Genomic DNA, 16956 nt, shown 5'->3' on the forward strand with positions numbered 1-16956 from the left:
GCTCACGTGATGGCGTGTGCTCTCGTCGGTCACGTGATGCCGTGCGTCTGAAGCCATATCTCCAGCAACGCTATCTGCCACAGGGCGTTCGCTCCCCGTTTGGTGCGGTGCTCGTCGGGCGCCTCGAGGAGCTGGGACACGTACGACTCCTGGAAGAGGCCCCGCTGCCTCGCCTCGGGCGCCTCGAGAGCCTCGCGCACCCGTTTCAGGACCGGGCCCGCCATGTGCCTGATCGCCGGGACCGGGAAGTATCCCTTGGGGCGGTCGACGACGTCCCGGGGCAGCAGCTGACGGCCCGCCGCCTTCAGCACGCCCTTGCCGCCGTCGGCCAGTTTCAGTTCCGGCGGGCAGGCCGCGGCCAGCTCGACCAGTTCGTGGTCGAGGAACGGCACCCGGGCCTCCAGGCCCCAGGCCATGGTCATGTTGTCGACCCGCTTGACCGGGTCGTCGACGAGCATCACGTGTGTGTCCAGGCGCAGGGCCGCGTCCAGGGCCGTCTCGGCGCCAGGGACCGCCATGTGGCCCCGGACGAAACGGCCCGAGACGTCGTCGTCGGACAGCATGCCGGGTTCCAGGACCTGGGCGAGGTCGGCGTGCGGCCGGTCGAAGTACGTGTCGGCGTACCGCTCGGCCGCGTCCGCGCGGGCGGCCTCGGCGAGCCGCGGGTACCAGTGGTAGCCGGCGAGCACCTCGTCGGCGCCCTGTCCGCTCTGCACGACCTTCACCTCCTTGGACACCTGCTCGGACAGCAGATAGAAGGCGACCACGTCGTGGCTGGTCATCGGCTCGCTCATCGCCTCGACGGCACCGTCGAGGGCTGTCGACACCTGGTCGGAGGGAACCATCAGCCGACGGTGGTCGGTGCCGAACTCCCGCGCCACCAGGTCCGAGTACCGGAACTCGTCGCCGGCCTCCCCGCCCTCCGACTCGAACCCCACGCTGAACGTCATCAGGTCCCGCTGTCCCTCCTGGGCCAGCAGCGCCACGATCAGACTGGAGTCCAGGCCGCCGGAGAGCAGGACGCCGACCTGGACGTCGGAGACCATCCGTCGGCGCACGGCCTTGCGCAGCGCCTCCTGGATCGCGTCCCGCCAGTCGTGCGCGTCCATGTCCGCGTGCTCCGCCCGGCGCGTGTACGACGGCTGCCAGTAGCGGTGGTCGCGGTGGGTGCCGTCCGGTTCGACGACCCGCACGGTGGCCGGCGGGAGCTTGCGCACACCCACCAGGACGGTGCGCGGGGCGGCGACCGTGGCGTGCCAGCTCAGGTACTGGTGGACGGCCACCGGATCGAGTGAGGTGTCCACGTCGCCGGCGGCGAGAAGGGCGGGCAGGGACGACGCGAACCGGAGCCGACCCGGTGTCCGGGCCAGGTACAGGGGCTTGATGCCGAGGCGGTCCCGCCCGAGCACCACCCGTCCGGACCGGTGCTCGACCAGGGCGAAGGCGAACATGCCGTGGAAGTGCTCCACACAGGCGGTGCCCCACTGCCGGTAGGCCTTGAGCACGACCTCGGTGTCGGATGTCGACGTGAACCGGTGCCCCAGGCCCCGCAGCTCCTCGCGCAGCTCCCGGTAGTTGTACACGCAGCCGTTGAAGACTCCGGTGATCCCCGCTCCGGAGTCGGTCATCGGCTGTGCCCCGAGGTCCGACAGGTCGATGATCTTCAGTCGCCGGTGCCCCAGTGCCACCGCCCCTCGCGTCCAGGTCCCCTCACCGTCGGGGCCACGGGCGGCGAGCCGCTCGCTCATGCGCTCGACAGCGTCGAGGTCGGGTCGGCCACCGTCGAAGCGGATCTCCCCGCTCAGACCGCACATGTCGTGCCGCCTCCTTCTCGTTCGTCGTGGACCGGGCACCGGGACGCGGGTGCCGGCCCACCGGCGCAGGGGTAGTAGGGGTCATCGGTGTCCATGGCGGTCACCTGGAGGTCAGCGGCCGGACGGACAGGGGGGAGGAGCCTGCCACGTCGGGGGCGTACAGGTTCTGGCGGCGGGTGCCCGTGGCCCCGCGCGGAGCGCGTTCGCCCCGGGTCTCGGCGATCAGCGTGTCGACACAGGCCAGCAGGTCCTCGTCCTGCGCGATGCGGCGCATGCGCTGGGCCGCGCTGCCGTCGGCGAGGGCCTCGTCCGCCAGCTCGCGGACGGTCTGCCAGTCGCCCTGCGCCTCCAGTGCGGGGCGCAGTCGGGCGAGCAGCTCGCGCACCACCTGCGCGGCGGGCACCTCGCGGTGGGTGCCGGGGTCGACCAGGCTGCCTTCGAGCCCGGATCGTGCGGCCCGCCAGGAGGCTCCGCGCAGCCACTCGTGCCGGCCTTCGCAGTCCGGGACATCGCCCGTCCCGAGCCTTTCGCAGGTCTGGGTCACCAGGGCGCGGAACAGTCCGGCGACGAGCACGACGGTCTCGGCGCGGGGGCAGGCGTCGCAGATGCGCAGTTCCAGTGTCTGCAGATGCGCGGAGGGGCGGACGTCGTAGTAGATCATCCCCTCGTCGCTGATGATCCCGGCGCCGACGAGGTCGCGGACCGTGGCGTCGTATGCGTCCGCGTCGGCGAAGCAGCCGACCGGGCCCGCGGTGGGCCAGCGCTGCCAGAGCATGGTGCGCCAGCTCGCGTAGCCGGTGTCGGCGCCCTGCCAGAACGGCGAACTGGCGGAGAGCGCCAGTAGCACGGGCAGCCAGGGAGAGACCTCGCACATGACCCGCACCGCCGTGTCGCGGTCGGGAACGTCCACATGGACCTGGGCACCGCAGATGAGCTGCTCGTCGGCGACGGTGCGGTAGTCCTCGACCATGTGCCGGTAGCGCGCTCCCGCCGTGGGGCGCGCGGACGCCGCGGGCGCGAGCGGCGCGGTGCCGGCGGCCACCGCCGCGAGGCCCAGCGAGGAGGCGGCGGCGTCGAGCCTCCGTCTCGTTTCCGCGAGGTCGGCGAACAGATCACCGAGCGAGGTGTGCACCTCGCTGTTCGACTCCACGGTGGACTGATGCAGTTCGGTCGTGAAGGTACGCCGTGGGAGGCGTCGCAGAAGCGGATTGGCGCGCGGTACGAGCAGCCCGCTCTCCACCTCCAGGACGTGGAACTCCTCTTCCACTCCTATACGAACGCTCACGGTCACTCCTCGGGGCGATGAACGGCTGCCCGCCGCAGGCGAGAGAGGCTGCCTCACCGGCGGACACGGCGGCCTGTGCGGATCTTCGAGTCACCAGAACGCCGATTTATAAGCCTGCGGGGCCCATGTGACGCAGGTGACCCTCGAATGAGCGGCCCATTCGCGTGCACACGCGAGCGTCGGGGCACTCCGAGCAGCCGGTTTCACCGTCACCTGCGGCTCGGCAGCCGGTCGAAAGCCGTCCGGGTCGCGCGGACCGGGACGCGGGCCGGGACGCGGGCCGGGCTCCGACTGCCGCCCGGGCGGGTTCCTCAGAGCGACAGGGCGGACAGGGCGGGGGTGCCGGCCGTCCGGCACACCGGGCGGACGCTGCGGCAGGCGATACGGGCGAATCGACCTGGGGGCTCTGTTCCCATGGGCAGCCACCACCTCACCGGCCGGCCCTCGCCGAGTCCGAGAACGAGGCGGCCTTCTCCTGAGGGTATGGACGACCGCGCTCCCCCGCATCCTCATCACCGCATGCGGCCGAACCGACGTTCGACAACACACGCGACCTCGCGGTGGGGAGCGGCGGCGGAGACCATGGGGGCGGCGGCACGGCCCCTACGGCCGGGGACCCACGCGTGCCCGACCCCTACGGCCCCCGGGCCGCGAGCACCTGTCGCAGTGGCTGGACGTGACCGAGCTGCGCCGCACAGGACCACGGCGTGCCCGACCCCTACGGCTGAAGCCCCGCGCGTGCCCGCCCGGATCGAAGCACTCAACGCCCTACGTCAACCGCACCGAACCACTCAACGCCCTACGTCAACCGCACCGAAGCACTCAACGCCGTGCACGTCGGAGCCGTCACCGGCCCTCGGTGGCACCCGTGTGCCGCTGCCGGTAGGGCCGCACAGCGCGGCGCGCTATGGCGAAGCGGTGGGTCTCCGACGGGCCGTCGTAGATCCGGAAGGGCCGCACCTCCCTGTACAGGCGGGCCAGCGGGGCGTCGGCGGCAGAGATGCCGAGGGCTCCGCAGATCTGCACCGCCCGGTCGACCACCCGGTTCACCGCCTCCGCCACGAAGGTCTTGGAGATCGAGGTGAGCTGCGAGGCGGCGGCGGAGCCGGTGTCCAACTCCCAGGCGGTGCGCAGGATCAGGGCGCGGCTCGCCTCGATGTCGATCTCGGAGTCGGCCAGCATCTGCTGCACCATGCCGAGGTCTCCCAGCGCGGAGCCGAACGCCACCCGGCTCCCCGCCCGCTCCAGCGCGACGTCCTGGGCGCGCCGGGCCGCTCCCAGCCAGCGCATGCAGTGGGTCATCCGGGCGGGACCGAGCCGGACCTGGGCGCCCTCGAAACCGTGGTCCACCGCGCCGAGCACCTGCTCCTCCCCCACCACGCACTCCTCGAAGACGATCTCGCTGTGCCCGGCGAAGAGCGACTCGTCGAGGGTCTCGATGGTCCGGACGAGACGCATGCCGGGGGTGCCGGCGTCGACCAGGAACATGGTGGCGCCGCCCGGGTCGCCGGGGCTGCCGGAGGTGCGGGCCATGACGATGGCGAAGCCGGCTCCGTCGGCACCGGTGATGAACCACTTGCGCCCGTCGATGCGCCAACCGCCCGGCACCCGGGTCGCGGTGGTCCGCAGGGAGCGGGGGTCGGCGCCCGCCCCCGGAGCGGGTTCGGTCATGGCGAAGCAGGACCGTGTCCCGCCTGCGGCGAGCGGACGCAGGTACGTCTGCTGCTGCTCCTCGGTGGCGACCTTCTCCAGCAGGTGCATGTTGCCCTCGTCCGGGGCCGCGCAGTTCAGCGCAAGCGGTCCGAGCAGCGAGTAGCCCGCCGCTTCGAACACCACCGCCTGACCACGCAGGTCGAGCCCGTGTCCGCCCCACCGCGTCGGCACGTGCGGCGCGAACACGCCTGCCTCGCGGGCGGCCTTCTGCAGGGTTTCCCGGAGAGCCTCGGGGGCGTCGTGCACCGACCCGCCGCACTCGCGCTCGGCCGGGATGACCACCTCGCGCACGAACTCGGCCGTCGTCCGGGCGAGTTGAGCGACAGTCGGATCGACATCGAACTGAATGGGCACGGGGCCTCCCGCCGACGGGCGTACGGGCATCGACTTCCCGTCGCGTTCTAGAAACTGTATAGCGTCTTTAGTATCTTGCCGGGAAGCACCGGGACGCACCCGGCGACGGGAAGTCGACAGGAGAAACACCCATGAGCCTCCCCGTGAGCACCGGCCCGGTCCGGATCGTCCGCCACCCCGACGGGGTCGTCGAGCTGAGGCTGGACGACCCCGGGCGGGGGAACGCCCTGGATCTGAGGACCGCCGAGGCGCTGCGGGACCGGGCCGGCGAGGTGGCGGCGGACCCGGGCGGCGCGGTGCTGCTGCGAGCGGCGGGCGGCAGCTTCTGCGTGGGCGGTGACCTGCGCGCATTCGCCGGCCTCGGTGCGAAGACCGGCGCCTATGTGCACGCGGTGGCGAGCGCGGCGCACGCGGCGGTACAGGCGCTGCACGATCTGCCGGTGCCTTTGGTGACCGCCGTGCGCGGCGCGGCCGCGGGCGGCGGGATCGGTCTCGCCCTGGTGGGCGACATCGTCCTGGCGGCCCGGTCCGCGCGGTTCCGGCTGGCGTACACGGCGATCGGGCTCACGCCGGACTGCGGGGCGTCATGGTTCCTGCCGCGCCTGGTGGGCCCCCGCAAAGCGGCGGACCTCATCCTGACCAACCGGGTCCTGACCGGCGACGACGCCGAACGGTGGGGTCTGGTCTCCCGGTCCGTGGACGACGGGGAACTGGACGAGACGGCACACCGGACCGCGGCCGATCTGGCCGCCGGCGCGACCGGCGCGCTGAGCGCGGCGAAGGGCCTGCTGCGCGGTGGCGCCGGCGCCGATCTGCGTCGCCACCTCGCCGAGGAGGCGCGCTCGATCGCCGACCTGGCGAACGGCCGGGAGGCGCAGGACCGCATGGCGTCGTTCGTCGCCGCGCGAGCCCGCCCGACGGCGGGCGACACCCCCACCGAGGCCAGGGAAACGGAAAGTGTTTCTTGAGTTCCTCTTCACTAACCAGCCCGTCGGGGCGTAACCTCCGGGCAACACAGAACCAAAGGAACCGGTCACCACAGAACCGGGGAAAAGGTGTGGCGATGCAATCTGCTGCCGTGGACCTTCCGGACGCACACGACGAGCCCCTCGCCGAAGCCGTCGTCGACCTCGTCCTGCGGGGCATGTGGCGCGGTCGGCCGGAGTCCGAGCACCGCCCGCTGGTCGACGCCGGGCTGGCGATGGTGAAGGGGCCGGTGGTACTGCCGACCGAGCGTGCCAAGGCCGCCGCCGCGCAGATCCTGCGGGTTCCCGCCGGCTCCGAGCAGGAGGAGCGGATCACCGCGGCGTACGAGGCGTTCCTGCCGGTCAACCGGAAGATCCGCGACGTGTGCACAGCATGGCAGTGCCGCCCCGACGGCACCGCCAACGACCACTCCGACGAGGTCTACGACGCCGGGGTGCGCGAGTCGCTGGAAGACGTGCACGAGGCCATCCAGCCCGTGCTGCGCCGGCTGGACCAGGTGCTCGCGGGCAGCGGACAGTACCTGACGGCCCTGGACGAGGCCCTCGACCACTTCGACGACGGCGCGCCGGCGTGGCTGGCATCGCCGCTGTGCGACTCGTACCACACCGTGTGGATGCGGCTGCACCAGGAACTGCTGCTCGTACTGGGAATCAGCCGCGCCGAGGACGAGGCCCTCGAAGAGGAGCTGGTCAAGAGGAGCCGGGGTTGAGCGTCACCGATCGCGAGGCGGGCCCGCTCGAACAGTCCGGCCCGCCCCTCGTGCCCTCCGGGACCCACGGGACCCGGCAGACCTCCGCGACCCCCGGCCGGAACCTGGTGCCCTACGGACAGGGACGCATCCGGGGCCTCGACGCCGACGAGCTGGGCGCGCACGGGGCGGCGATGGACCGGCTGGTGGCCCTCGGCCTGCCGGTCGTGCCGGGGCTCACCGTGCCCGCCGGCGCCGCCGCGTCACTGTGCGAGACCGACACCGCCGAGGCCGCCGTACAGCTGGTCGAACAGCTCTCGGGGCGGCACATCGGGGACGCGACCCGGCCGCTGTTGCTGCGCCTGTCGGCGAGCGCGCCGACCGAGATCGCCGGACTGCCGCCCGACCTCGCCTGTCTCGGCCTCGCCCCCGCGCGTGCCGACGACCTGTGCGCTGTCATCGGAAGTGAAGACGCACTGTACGAGGTGTGGGCCGCCACCGTGCGCATCATCGCCGAGTACGCCCTCGACGTGCCCGGTGCCGTGCTCGACGACGCCCTTCTGGACACGTCCTGGCCCCGGGCACGGGTGGAGGTGTTGCTGTCCCTGGTGGCGGAGCACGGCTCCCGGCCCTTCCCCGACGCCCCCGCCCAGCAGCTCGCGCTGGCCGCGCGCGCCCTCCTCGGCCGGTGGGACTCGCCGCGTGCGCGAAGGTCCCGCCGGTCCCAGCGGCTCCCCGCCGGACTGGCCGTCGCCCTGCATGTGCAGGCCCTGCGCATCGGCCCGTCGGACCACTCGGGCTACGGCACGGCCGTCAGCCGGGATCCCGAGACCGGGCGCCTCTCCCCCCACGGCTCCTTCTTCCGGGGCGTGCGCCGCAGCGCCCCGCCGCCGCACACCGGTGAACCGCTGGACCGGCTCGCGGGCGGCACCGCGCTGCTCGAGCACTCCCTGCTCACCCTGGAGCGTCACCTGCGCGCACCGGTGTCGGTCGACTTCGAGGTGCGCGACGACGAGATCTCCCTGCTCGCCGCCTCGGCGCAGCTCCGCCCACCCCTTCGGGCCTCGGTGTGTCTGGCGGCGGACCTGGCCCGGGACGGGGCGATCGGCCGCGACGAGGCCGTACGGCGGATCACTCCCGCGCAGGTGCAGGAGTTGCTGCACCCCCAGCTCCGACTGACCGGCGGGGAGGAGCTCCTGGTGCAGGGGCTGCCCGCGTCCCCGGGGGCGGCGACCGGAGCGGTCGTGCTGTCCAGCGAACGGGCCCTCGAACTGGCCGCGGACGGTACGCGGGCGGTGCTCGTGGCGGCCGAGACGAGCCCGGCGGACGTGCCCGGGATGCTGGCCTCCGCCGCCGTACTGACCGGCAGCGGCGGGATCGCCTCGCATGCCGCCGTGGTGGCACGGGGCGCCGGCAAGCCCGCTGTGTGCGGCGCCGACGGGCTGCGCGTGGACCTGGCCGCCGGGACGGTCCGCTTCGGGGAGCGGGTCGTGCGCGAGGGCGACCCGGTCTCACTGGACGGCCGTACCGGCGCCGTCTACGCGGGGACGCTGAGCGTCAGTGTGGCCGGACCGCCGCCCGAACTGTCCACCCTGCTGGAGTGGGCGGACGGCGCACGCCGGCTGGGCGTCCGCGTCAACGCCGACACGGCCGCCGAGGTGGAGACGGCCCTCGCCCTGGGAGCGGAGGGTGTCGGGCTGTGCCGTACGGAACACCAGTTCCTCGGCGAGCGCCTGCCGCTGATCCGCCGGGTGCTCCTGGCCGCCGACCCGGCCGCCCGCGACGACGCGCTGCTCGCGCTGGAGCGCGCCCAGCACGAGGACTTCACGGCGCTGCTGACCGCCGTGGGCGACCGCCCGGTGACCGTGCGCCTGCTGGACGCCCCGCTGCACGAGTTCCTGCCCGCCCCCGGGCAGGCCCTGGACGCGGCCGAGGAACAGCGGGCCGCCGCGCTGCGCGAGGCGAACCCGATGCTCGGGCTGCGCGGGGTGCGGCTGGCGCTGCTGCACGAGCGGCTCTACCCGGCGCAGGCCGAGGCGCTGTTCACCGCCTGGGCCGAGGTCGCCGCCACCGGGGTCCGGCCGGAGCTGGAGGTGATGATCCCGCTGGTCAGCCTGCCGGAGGAGCTGGCAGCCGCGGCCGCTTACGTACGCGGTGCCGCCGACGCGGTCGCCGCCCGCACCGGGGTGGAGGTCCCGTACCGGCTCGGCACGATGATCGAGACGCCGCGGGCCGCGCTGCTCGCCGGTGAACTCGCCGAGCACGCCGAGTTCTTCTCCTTCGGCACCAACGACCTCACCCAGCTCACCTACGGGTTCTCCCGGGACGACGTCGAGCGCCAGGTGCTCGCCAACTACCAGGAGCGCGGGTTCCTGACCGCCAGTCCGTTCGCCCGGCTCGACCCCCACGGGGTGGGCGCCCTGATCGCCCTGGCGGCCGAGCGGGCACGGGAGGTACGGCCCGGCATCAAGCTGGGCGTGTGCGGTGAGCACGGCGGGGACCCCGAGTCGATCGCGTTCTGCGACGACCTCGGTCTCGACTACGTCTCCTGTTCCGCGCACCGCGTGCCGGTGGCCCGGATGGCGGCCGCGCACAGTGCCCTGCGACAGCGGCGCGAGGAGAGCGAAAGCGCGGGGCACGACGACAGCGGGAGCACACGATGACGAGCACCGTGACCGACGGCACGGCCCTGTCGGACACCGAGCTGGACGACCTGCGTGAGACCGTACGGTCGGTCTGCGCCGACGCCGGCGGCACCGCCGCGGTACGCCGGCTGTCCGAGACCGCCCCCGGCATCGACACCGGGCTGTGGGACGCCCTCGGCCGGCAGGTGGGCCTCGCGGCCCTCGGCCTGCCCGGGTCGGCCGGCGGCATCGGCGGCCTCGCCGAGATCGCCGTCGTCTGCGAGGAGCTGGGCAGGACCCTGGCACCGGTACCGCTGCTGTCCTCCACCGTGCTGGCCGGCCAGGTGCTGGCCGGCTGCGGTACGGCCGACAGGACACTGGCCAGGCTGGCCGAGGGGGCCGTGCACGCCCTCGCCGTGGCCTCGCCCGACGGGACGTGGCGGGCCGACGCCGTGCCGGTGGCCGTCACCTGGCAGGGCAGCGTCCCCCTGCTGGACGGCACCGCGCCGTTCGTCCTCGACGGCGCCCATGCCGAGGCGCTGGTGGTGGCCGCGGCCGGGACCGACGGCGTCGACCTCTTCCTGGCCGACCCGCGCGAGCCGGGAGTCACGGTGCGCCGGGTGCCCACCCTGGACCTCAGCCGGGGCCAGGCGGTGGTCGCCTTCTCCGGTGCCCGGGCCCGCGCGCTGACCGCCGGCGGCGAGGGGGCGGACATCGTCTCCCGCGCCCTGGACGTGGCCCTGGTGGCGCTGGCCGCCGAGCAACTGGGCGGAGCACAGGCCGCCTTGGACATGACGGTGGCCCATGTGCGCGACCGTACCCAGTTCGGCAGGGCGATCGGCGGCTTCCAGGCGGTCAAGCACGCCTGCGCCGACATGCTGCTCCAGGTCGAGGCCGCACGGTCGGCCGTGGTGCGCGCGGTCCGCGCGGACGGATCGCCGCGGGCGCAGGCCGAGGCCGCGGCGGTGGCACAGGCGTGGTGCGGCGAGGCGTTCGTCTCCGTCGCCGCCGAGTGCGTCCAGCTCCACGGCGGAATGGGCTTCACCTGGGAGCACGACGCGCACCTGTACTTCCGGCGCGCCCAGTCCGACGCGGTGCTGCTGGGCGGCGCCGCACACCATCGGGAACGGCTGGCCGGCCTGCTCGGCTGGTGACGCGGAAGAAGGGAGGGAACATGACCACCAGACTGATCGACGAGTCGCTGTTCGAGAACCGGGAGTACGACGGCGAGGGGTTCGACGACGCAGATCCACCACGGCTTGCGGGCGCCCGCTGCTCCGGGTGCGGCACCGTCGTCTTCCCCCGGCAGGACTCCTGCCCCAGGTGCCCGGACGGCACGATGTCCGTGCGGGTGCTGCCGGTGAGCGGGCGGGTGTGGTCGTGGACGCTCCAGGCGTTCCCGCCGAAACCGCCGTACCGGCCCCCGGCGGGCGGCCACCGGCCGTACCACGTGGGCTATGTGGATCTCGGTGAGGTGCTGGTCGAAGCGCGGCTGGCGGTTCCCCGCGCGCAGATCCGGATCGGTCTGCCGGTCCGGCTCACCACGGTGCCCGCCTACCTGGACGAGGACGGGACCGAGGTGGTGACCTTCGCGTTCCGCCCCGAGCGGGACGGCGAACGATGAGCCGGCCCGACGAGGTGTACGTGGTCGGATGCGGGATGCGTCCCTTCGGCCGGGACGAGAGCGTCACCGGCATGGACATGGCCGAGCGGGCGATACGCGAGGCGCTGGCCGACGCCGGTGTCGGCTGGGAGGACATCGGCTACGCGGCCGGCGGCTCCGACGTGTCCGGCAAACCCGACACCCTGGTGGGCCGGCTGGGCCTGACCGGAGTGCCGTTCGTCAACGTGCAGAACGGCTGCGCGACCGGTGCCTCCACCGTGCTCGCGGTGGCCAACGCGCTGCGCGCGGGCGAGGCCTCCCTGGGACTGGCGGTGGGGTTCGACAAGCACGAGCGGGGCGCGTTCCACGTGTCCGCCGCCCGCTACGGCCTGGGCGACTGGTACGCCGAGACCGGCATGATGCTCACGACCCAGTTCTTCGCGCTGAAGACCCAGCGGTACCTGTACGAGCACGGGATCTCGGAACGCGCGCTGGCGACGGTCGCCGCGCGGGCCTTCCGCAACGGCTCGCACCACCCCCTGGCCTGGCGGCGCAAGCCGCTGACGGAGCAGGAGATCCTCGACTCCGCCGAAGTCAGTCCGCCGCTCACCCAGTACATGTTCTGCTCGCCCGGACAGGGCGCGGCGGCCTTGGTGCTCGCGCTCGGCGACCGTGCGTTCGACCTGTGCGAACGACCGGTCAGGCTGGCGTCGTTGGCCTTCCGGACCCGCCGGTTCGGCTCGTTCGAGGTGTTCTCGCCCTGGCTGCCTCCGGGACCGCACCACAGCCCGAGCGTCGACGCCGCGCAGGCCGCCTTCCGCGCGGCGGGGGTGCGGCCCGCCGACGTCCAGGTCGCCCAGCTGCAGGACACGGACAGCGGCTCGGAACTGATCCACCTGGCGGAGACGGGGCTCTGCGGCCACGGCGAGCAGGAGGAGCTGCTGGCCGCCGGGGCCACCGAGCCCACGGGCCGGATACCGGTGAACACCGACGGCGGCTGTCTTGCCGGCGGGGAGCCCGTCGGCGCCTCCGGGCTGCGTCAGTTCCACGAGGTCGTACGGCAACTGCAGGGCCGGGCACCCGGCGCGCAGGTGCCGGGCGCGCCTCGGGTGGGCTTCACCCATGTGTACGGGGCGCCCGGGATCAGCGCGTGCTCGGTCCTTACGGTATGAGAGGCGGCGGGCGAACCATGCGGCACGGGGAGAGAACCGCGCTGGTGACGGGCGGGGCGCGTGGAATCGGCCTGGAGATCGGCCGGCAGCTCGCGAGCCGGGGACTGCGGGTCCTGGTCGGGGCGCGAAGAGCGGCGGCCGCCGAGGAGGCGTGCCGTGCGATCGGTCCGGCGGCGCTTCCGCTGGCCCTGGACGTGACCTCCGCGAGGAGCGTCGGTGAAGCGGTCCGCCAGGCACGGGAGCTGACCGGCGGGATCGACGTCCTGGTGAACAACGCGGGGGTGTCGCTGGACGCGGAGCTGCGGCCCCCGTACGTGGACGAGGACATCCTGCGCGAGACGCTCGACACGAACCTCACCGGCGCCTGGCGCGTGGTGGAGGCCGTCGTCCCGGGGATGGTGGAAGCCGGCTACGGCCGGGTCGTGAACGTCACCAGCTCGTACGGTTCGCTGTCGCTGATGGACTCCGGCCGGCACCCCGCCTACCGGATCTCCAAGGCGGCGCTCAACGCCCTGACCCGCATGCTCGCGGCCGAACTGGCCGGCACCGGCGTCCTGGTCAACGCCGCCGACCCCGGCTGGACCCGCAGCGGCATGGGCGGCCCGTCCGCCCCGCGCGGTCCGCGGGAGGGTGCGGACACCCCGGTCTGGCTGGCGACCCTTCCCGAGGACGACGGGACGACGGGCGGGCTGTTCGCCGACCGCAGACCACTGCCCTGGTGAACCGCCTCAGGTCCGTGAGGGGGCCGGCTTCGTCGGCCTGACCGCACTCTGCTCGGCGGCGACGATGCGCAGCGCCAGCTCCCTGACCGCCTCCAGCACGGACCGGGAGGGCATCTGGGACAGGGGTCCTCCCTCCGCCCGCAACGCGGTGACCAGCATGGTCGTGCTGATGAGCGTGCGCACCGCCAGGGCCTGAGCCGCGTGGCGGGCCTTCGCCGCCCGGGGGCCGCGCGTGGTGCCCTCGGGCAGATAGTCGTAGCCACGCTGGATGTGCCGCTGCTCGAACTCGTCCCGCAGCACCTTGACACTGCCGTTGGCCGAGGCGACCTGAACCTGGTACAGCCGGGCCTCGTCGGGGTTGCGCTCCACCCATTCCCACACGGCGTCGATGACGCGGACCAGGCCCTCCGCGTCACCCGGCTCGGACTCCGGCCGGGCCGCCTCCACGACCGCGTTCAGCTGGTCGAAGACCCGGCGCATGGCGAGTTCGAGCAGCTCCTCCTTGCCGTCGAAGTGGTAGTAGACGGCCGTGGGGACCACCTGTGCCTCGTCGGCGATGTCCTGGATGCTGCTCTCCGCGAAGCCGTTGCGGCCGAACACCCGCACGGCGGCGGTGATGATGTGCTGCCGCCGCGAAGGTCGGTGGGCGGGCTGCTTGCCGTTCTTCGTGGTGGCCATCATGCTCCCTGCCGACTGCCGTGAACCCGCGTCCGTGGGCCCTGGGTACTGACCATTGTATGCAGTAACTCCGACCCCCGAACCGCATAATTCCTGCTGCGCACTGGTGTCTGAGGTACCGAGGTCCCGGCATACTTGACAGCATGACGACATCCGGAGCCCGCGCCGCCCACCGTCCGTCGCGCAAGCAGTGGGTGATCGAGGCAGCCACGGAGTTGTTCGCCACGCAGTCGCCGGACGAGGTGACGGTGGCCGACATCGCCGCTCGCGCCGAGATGACCTCGGCAGCGGTGTACTACCACTTCTCCTCCAAGGACCAGGTCCTGGCGGCGGCCATGCGGGCGTTCGCCGCCGCACTGCGCGAGCAGTTGCAGACGATCACCGATGCCCATGAGCTCGGCTCGGACCTCGGAGCGGCCGTCACCACGCTGCTGGCCTGGATGGGCGAACACCGGTCCGCCGCCACCGTGTTCTTCGTGTCGTCGGCCGGCATGAGCCAGGACGCGGAGGCGCTGCGCCAGGAGAGCCGTGCGGAGTTGCTGGAGGAGTTGGTCCGGCTGATCCGCAGGGCCCGCGAGTCCGTCTCCGACGCCGAGGCGGCGGTGATCGGTCTGGGCCTGCTGGCGCTGCTGGAGACCGCGGCGATCTCACAGGTCCGGGGCGACGACGTCTACCGGTCACTGGGACACCGCTCCTTCGTCCGCGAGGTCGGCGAACTCGCGGAACGGATCGCCGACCCGGCCGCATAGCGCTCCGGTCACCCGAACGGGCGCCAGGAAGCACACCGGCGGACGCAGGGGATCACATCAGCAGGCGGAGGGGCCTGCTCAGCAACTCGCCCACCGTGCGCAGATATTCGGCGGCCGGCGCCCCGTCCACGGCCCGGTGGTCGAAGGTGAGGCTCAGGGTGAGTACCCGCGTCCGCAACGGCCTGTCGTCCACCCACTCGACACCGTCCCTGAGCCGGCCCACCCCGAGAATCGCGACATTGCCGGGGTTGACGACGGGGGTGAAGAAGTCGACGCCGTATCCACCGAGCGAGGTGACGGTGAAGGTGGCCCCCTCCAGCTGTACGGGGGAGATCCGCCCCTCGCGCGCGGCCTGGGCCAGCGCCCTCGACCGGCGCGCGATCTCGGGCAGCGCGAGCGCCACCGCGTCCTCGATCACGGGGACCATGAGGCCGCCCGGAACGGCCACCGCGAAGCCCACGTGGATCTCGTCGAGCAGATGGACGCCGTCCTCCCGCACCGTCGCGTTGAGCAGCGGGTGCTCGCGCAGGGCCAGGGCGGCGGCCTTCACCAGGAAGTCGTTGAGGCTAGGCACCGGCAGTTCGCCGTCGGCCCACTCCACCTTGAGCCGGTCCCGCAGGGACACCACGGCGTCCATCCGCACCTCGTAGCCGTGCGTCAGCTGGGCCATCTCCTGGAGGCTGGCGTGCATCCTGCGGGCGATGGTGCCGCGCATCCCGGTGAGCGGGAGGACGTCGCCGGGCTGCGGGGCCGCGTTCCTGCGGACGGGCTCCGGGTTGACGGCGTCGAGGTCGGACCGGCGGATCCTGCCGCCGGGACCGGTGCCGCTGACGTCGGCGAGGTCGATGCCCCGCTCCTTCGCCAGCTTGCGGACCAGCGGCGAGGAGGAGGCGCCGCCCGGCGGGACCGGCACGACGAGGTCGCCGGGCAGGTCGTCGGGGAGGGCCGCGAGGAACTCCTCCACGTCCTCGGAGAGGATCCGGCCGCCCGGGCCCGTGCCGCGGACGGCGGTGAGGCCGACGTCGGCGGCCGCGGCCACCCGCCGGGCGTTCGGTGAGGAGAGAAGCCGGCCACCGGTGCCGTTGACGGAGGGCGCCACGGCAGCGCCGCCGGGGTCGGCCGCCGCACCGGTGCCGGTGAGGGTCCGTGGGACGCCCGCACCCGCCGCTCCGCCGAGGGACGGCACGGCGGCGCCACCCGCAGCGCCGCCGTTCGGGGCAGGAACGGCGGCCGTCTCCGCGCCCGTGGCGGAGCCGGCCGGCGTCGGCGTGCCCGCCGCCTCCGGCGGCTGCTCGCCCTCGGCCAGCAGCCAGCCGATGAGAGCCCCGGCCGGCAGGGTGGCCCCCGCCGGAGCCACCGGGTGGAACAGTCCCCCGGCCTCGGCCTCGACGTCCACGTCGACCTTGTCGGTGGCCAGCCGCAGCAGCGCGTCGCCCTCGGCGACGGCCGCGCCGGTGGGCACCAGCCATTCGTCGATCGTGCCTTCCTGCATGGTCAGGCCGATCTTCGGCAGCAGAACCTCGACCGCCACGTCCGTCACGACCTTTCGAGGAGACGCCGGCAGCCCTGGGCGATGCGGGCGCGATCGGGTACGTACGCCTTCTCCAGGACGGGAGAGAAGGGCACCGGGCTGAAGGGGGCGCCGATGCGCAGGACCGGCGCGTCCAGGTAGTCGAAGACCACGTCCTGGATCTGGGCGGCGATCTCCGCCCCGAGCCCGCCGAAGGTGACGGCCTCGTGCACCACGAGCACCCGGTTGGTGCGGCGGACCGAGGCGAACATCGTCTCGGTGTCCAGCGGCTGCACGGTCCGGGGGTCGATCACCTCGATCTCCACGCCCTCGGCGGCGAGTTCGTCGGCCGCGGCCAGGGCCTCCCCCACCATGCGGCCGAGGGCGATCACGGTGACGTCGGAGCCCTGCCGCGCGGTGTGCGCCTGGCCCAGCGGGATGCCGTAGATCTCCTCGGGCACCTCGCCGGAGCTGCCGAGCAGGACCTTGTTGAGCATGACGACGACCGGGTTGTCGTCCCGGATGGCCGAGACGGTCAGGCCCTTGGCTGTGTACGCGTCGCTCGGCATCACCACCTTGAGGCCGGGCACATGGGCCAGCCAGGCCTCCAGGCTCTGGCTGTGCTGGGCGGCGGCGCCGAGGCCGGCGCCGGAGGCGGTGGTGATGGTGAGCGGCACGGACAGCCCGCCGCCGAACATGTACTTCATCTTCGCCGCCTGGTTGACGATCTGGTCGAGGCAGACGCCGATGAAGTCCATGAACATCAGGTCGACGACGGGACGCAGACCCCGGGCGGCGGCTCCCACGCCGAGGCCGACCAGGGCGGCTTCGGAGATCGGGGTGTCGATCATGCGGCGGGGGCCGAACTCGTCGAGCAGGTTGTCGAACATGCGGAACACGCCGCCGTATCCGGCCACGTCCTCGCCGGCGACGAAGACGTTCTCGTCCTCGCGCATGGCCTGCGCGAGTCCCTCGTTGAAGGACTTGACATAGGTGAGTTTGCGGGCTCCGGCATGCGTGGCGACGGCCGGCGCTTGGGTGGTGGTGGTCATGGCGG

14 protein-coding genes are annotated in these 16956 nt (G+C 73.1%); 8 read left to right on the forward strand and 6 right to left on the reverse strand.

All coding sequences use genetic code 11. From position 1 onward, the window contains the following. Positions 1-29: 29 nt before the first annotated feature. The 3 genes from ACIPFH_RS12280 to ACIPFH_RS12290 all read right to left on the reverse strand — a co-directional run bounded on the left by ACIPFH_RS12280 (position 30) and on the right by ACIPFH_RS12290 (position 5166). Positions 30-1814 carry an N-acetylglutaminylglutamine amidotransferase gene (locus tag ACIPFH_RS12280; protein WP_401825450.1) on the reverse strand — a complete coding sequence of 595 codons (1785 nt, stop codon included), beginning with the start codon at positions 1812-1814 and terminating at the stop codon, positions 30-32. Positions 1815-1914: 100 nt separating this feature from the next. After that, complete coding sequence (locus ACIPFH_RS12285; protein WP_401825451.1) at positions 1915-3099, reverse strand: glutamate--cysteine ligase; 1185 nt, start codon at positions 3097-3099, stop codon at positions 1915-1917. 846 nt (positions 3100-3945) lie between these two features. Beyond that, complete coding sequence (locus ACIPFH_RS12290) at positions 3946-5166, reverse strand: acyl-CoA dehydrogenase family protein (protein ID WP_401825453.1); 1221 nt, start codon at positions 5164-5166, stop codon at positions 3946-3948. Positions 5167-5297: 131 nt separating this feature from the next. Between ACIPFH_RS12290 and ACIPFH_RS12295 the strand changes: the two genes are divergently transcribed. The 7 genes from ACIPFH_RS12295 to ACIPFH_RS12325 all read left to right on the forward strand — a co-directional run bounded on the left by ACIPFH_RS12295 (position 5298) and on the right by ACIPFH_RS12325 (position 12962). After that, positions 5298-6134, forward strand: a complete 837-nt coding sequence (locus tag ACIPFH_RS12295) for an enoyl-CoA hydratase/isomerase family protein (protein ID WP_401825455.1) — start codon at positions 5298-5300, stop codon at positions 6132-6134. A 95-nt stretch (positions 6135-6229) separates the two neighbouring features. Then, positions 6230-6862 carry a hypothetical protein gene (locus ACIPFH_RS12300; RefSeq protein ID WP_401825456.1) on the forward strand — a complete coding sequence of 211 codons (633 nt, stop codon included), beginning with the start codon at positions 6230-6232 and terminating at the stop codon, positions 6860-6862. Continuing rightward, positions 6859-9504, forward strand: coding sequence for a putative PEP-binding protein (locus ACIPFH_RS12305; RefSeq protein WP_401825457.1), 2646 nt, complete (start codon positions 6859-6861; stop codon positions 9502-9504). Before ACIPFH_RS12300 ends, ACIPFH_RS12305 begins: the two co-directional genes overlap by 4 nt. Next, complete coding sequence (locus ACIPFH_RS12310; protein ID WP_401825458.1) at positions 9501-10619, forward strand: acyl-CoA dehydrogenase family protein; 1119 nt, start codon at positions 9501-9503, stop codon at positions 10617-10619. The genes ACIPFH_RS12305 and ACIPFH_RS12310 overlap by 4 nt, the downstream gene beginning before the upstream one ends. A gap of 20 nt (positions 10620-10639) precedes the next feature. Further along, entirely contained in the window at positions 10640-11089 is a 450-nt protein-coding gene (locus ACIPFH_RS12315; protein WP_401825460.1) for a Zn-ribbon domain-containing OB-fold protein, read from the forward strand. Further along, complete coding sequence (locus ACIPFH_RS12320; protein WP_401825462.1) at positions 11086-12240, forward strand: thiolase family protein; 1155 nt, start codon at positions 11086-11088, stop codon at positions 12238-12240. Before ACIPFH_RS12315 ends, ACIPFH_RS12320 begins: the two co-directional genes overlap by 4 nt. A 17-nt stretch (positions 12241-12257) precedes the next feature. Then, positions 12258-12962, forward strand: coding sequence for an SDR family NAD(P)-dependent oxidoreductase (locus ACIPFH_RS12325; protein WP_401825464.1), 705 nt, complete (start codon positions 12258-12260; stop codon positions 12960-12962). Positions 12963-12968: 6 nt separating this feature from the next. Here ACIPFH_RS12325 and ACIPFH_RS12330 read toward each other — a convergent pair whose 3' ends face one another. Beyond that, the gene (locus ACIPFH_RS12330; RefSeq protein WP_401825465.1) at positions 12969-13643 is read right to left on the reverse strand and encodes a TetR/AcrR family transcriptional regulator; all 675 of its coding nucleotides are present in this window, start codon (positions 13641-13643) and stop codon (positions 12969-12971) included. A gap of 140 nt (positions 13644-13783) precedes the next feature. Here ACIPFH_RS12330 and ACIPFH_RS12335 point away from each other — a divergent pair, with 140 nt between their 5' ends. Continuing rightward, positions 13784-14389: a TetR/AcrR family transcriptional regulator gene (locus tag ACIPFH_RS12335; protein WP_401825467.1), complete on the forward strand. Its 606-nt coding sequence runs from the start codon at positions 13784-13786 to the stop codon at positions 14387-14389. Positions 14390-14441: 52 nt separating this feature from the next. Here the strand turns inward: ACIPFH_RS12335 and ACIPFH_RS12340 are convergent, their stop codons facing one another. Together ACIPFH_RS12340 and ACIPFH_RS12345 are read right to left on the reverse strand one after the other, a co-directional pair. Further along, a complete protein-coding gene (locus ACIPFH_RS12340; RefSeq protein ID WP_401825468.1) occupies positions 14442-15920 on the reverse strand; it encodes a 2-oxo acid dehydrogenase subunit E2 in 1479 nt (492 codons plus the stop codon). Positions 15921-15925: 5 nt separating this feature from the next. After that, positions 15926-16951, reverse strand: coding sequence for an alpha-ketoacid dehydrogenase subunit beta (locus ACIPFH_RS12345; protein ID WP_401825470.1), 1026 nt, complete (start codon positions 16949-16951; stop codon positions 15926-15928). Positions 16952-16956: the final 5 nt, after the last annotated feature.

Origin of the sequence: Streptomyces sp. NPDC088157, from assembly GCF_044741545.1 — a bacterium.
Classification (GTDB): Bacteria; Actinomycetota; Actinomycetes; order Streptomycetales; family Streptomycetaceae; genus Streptomyces.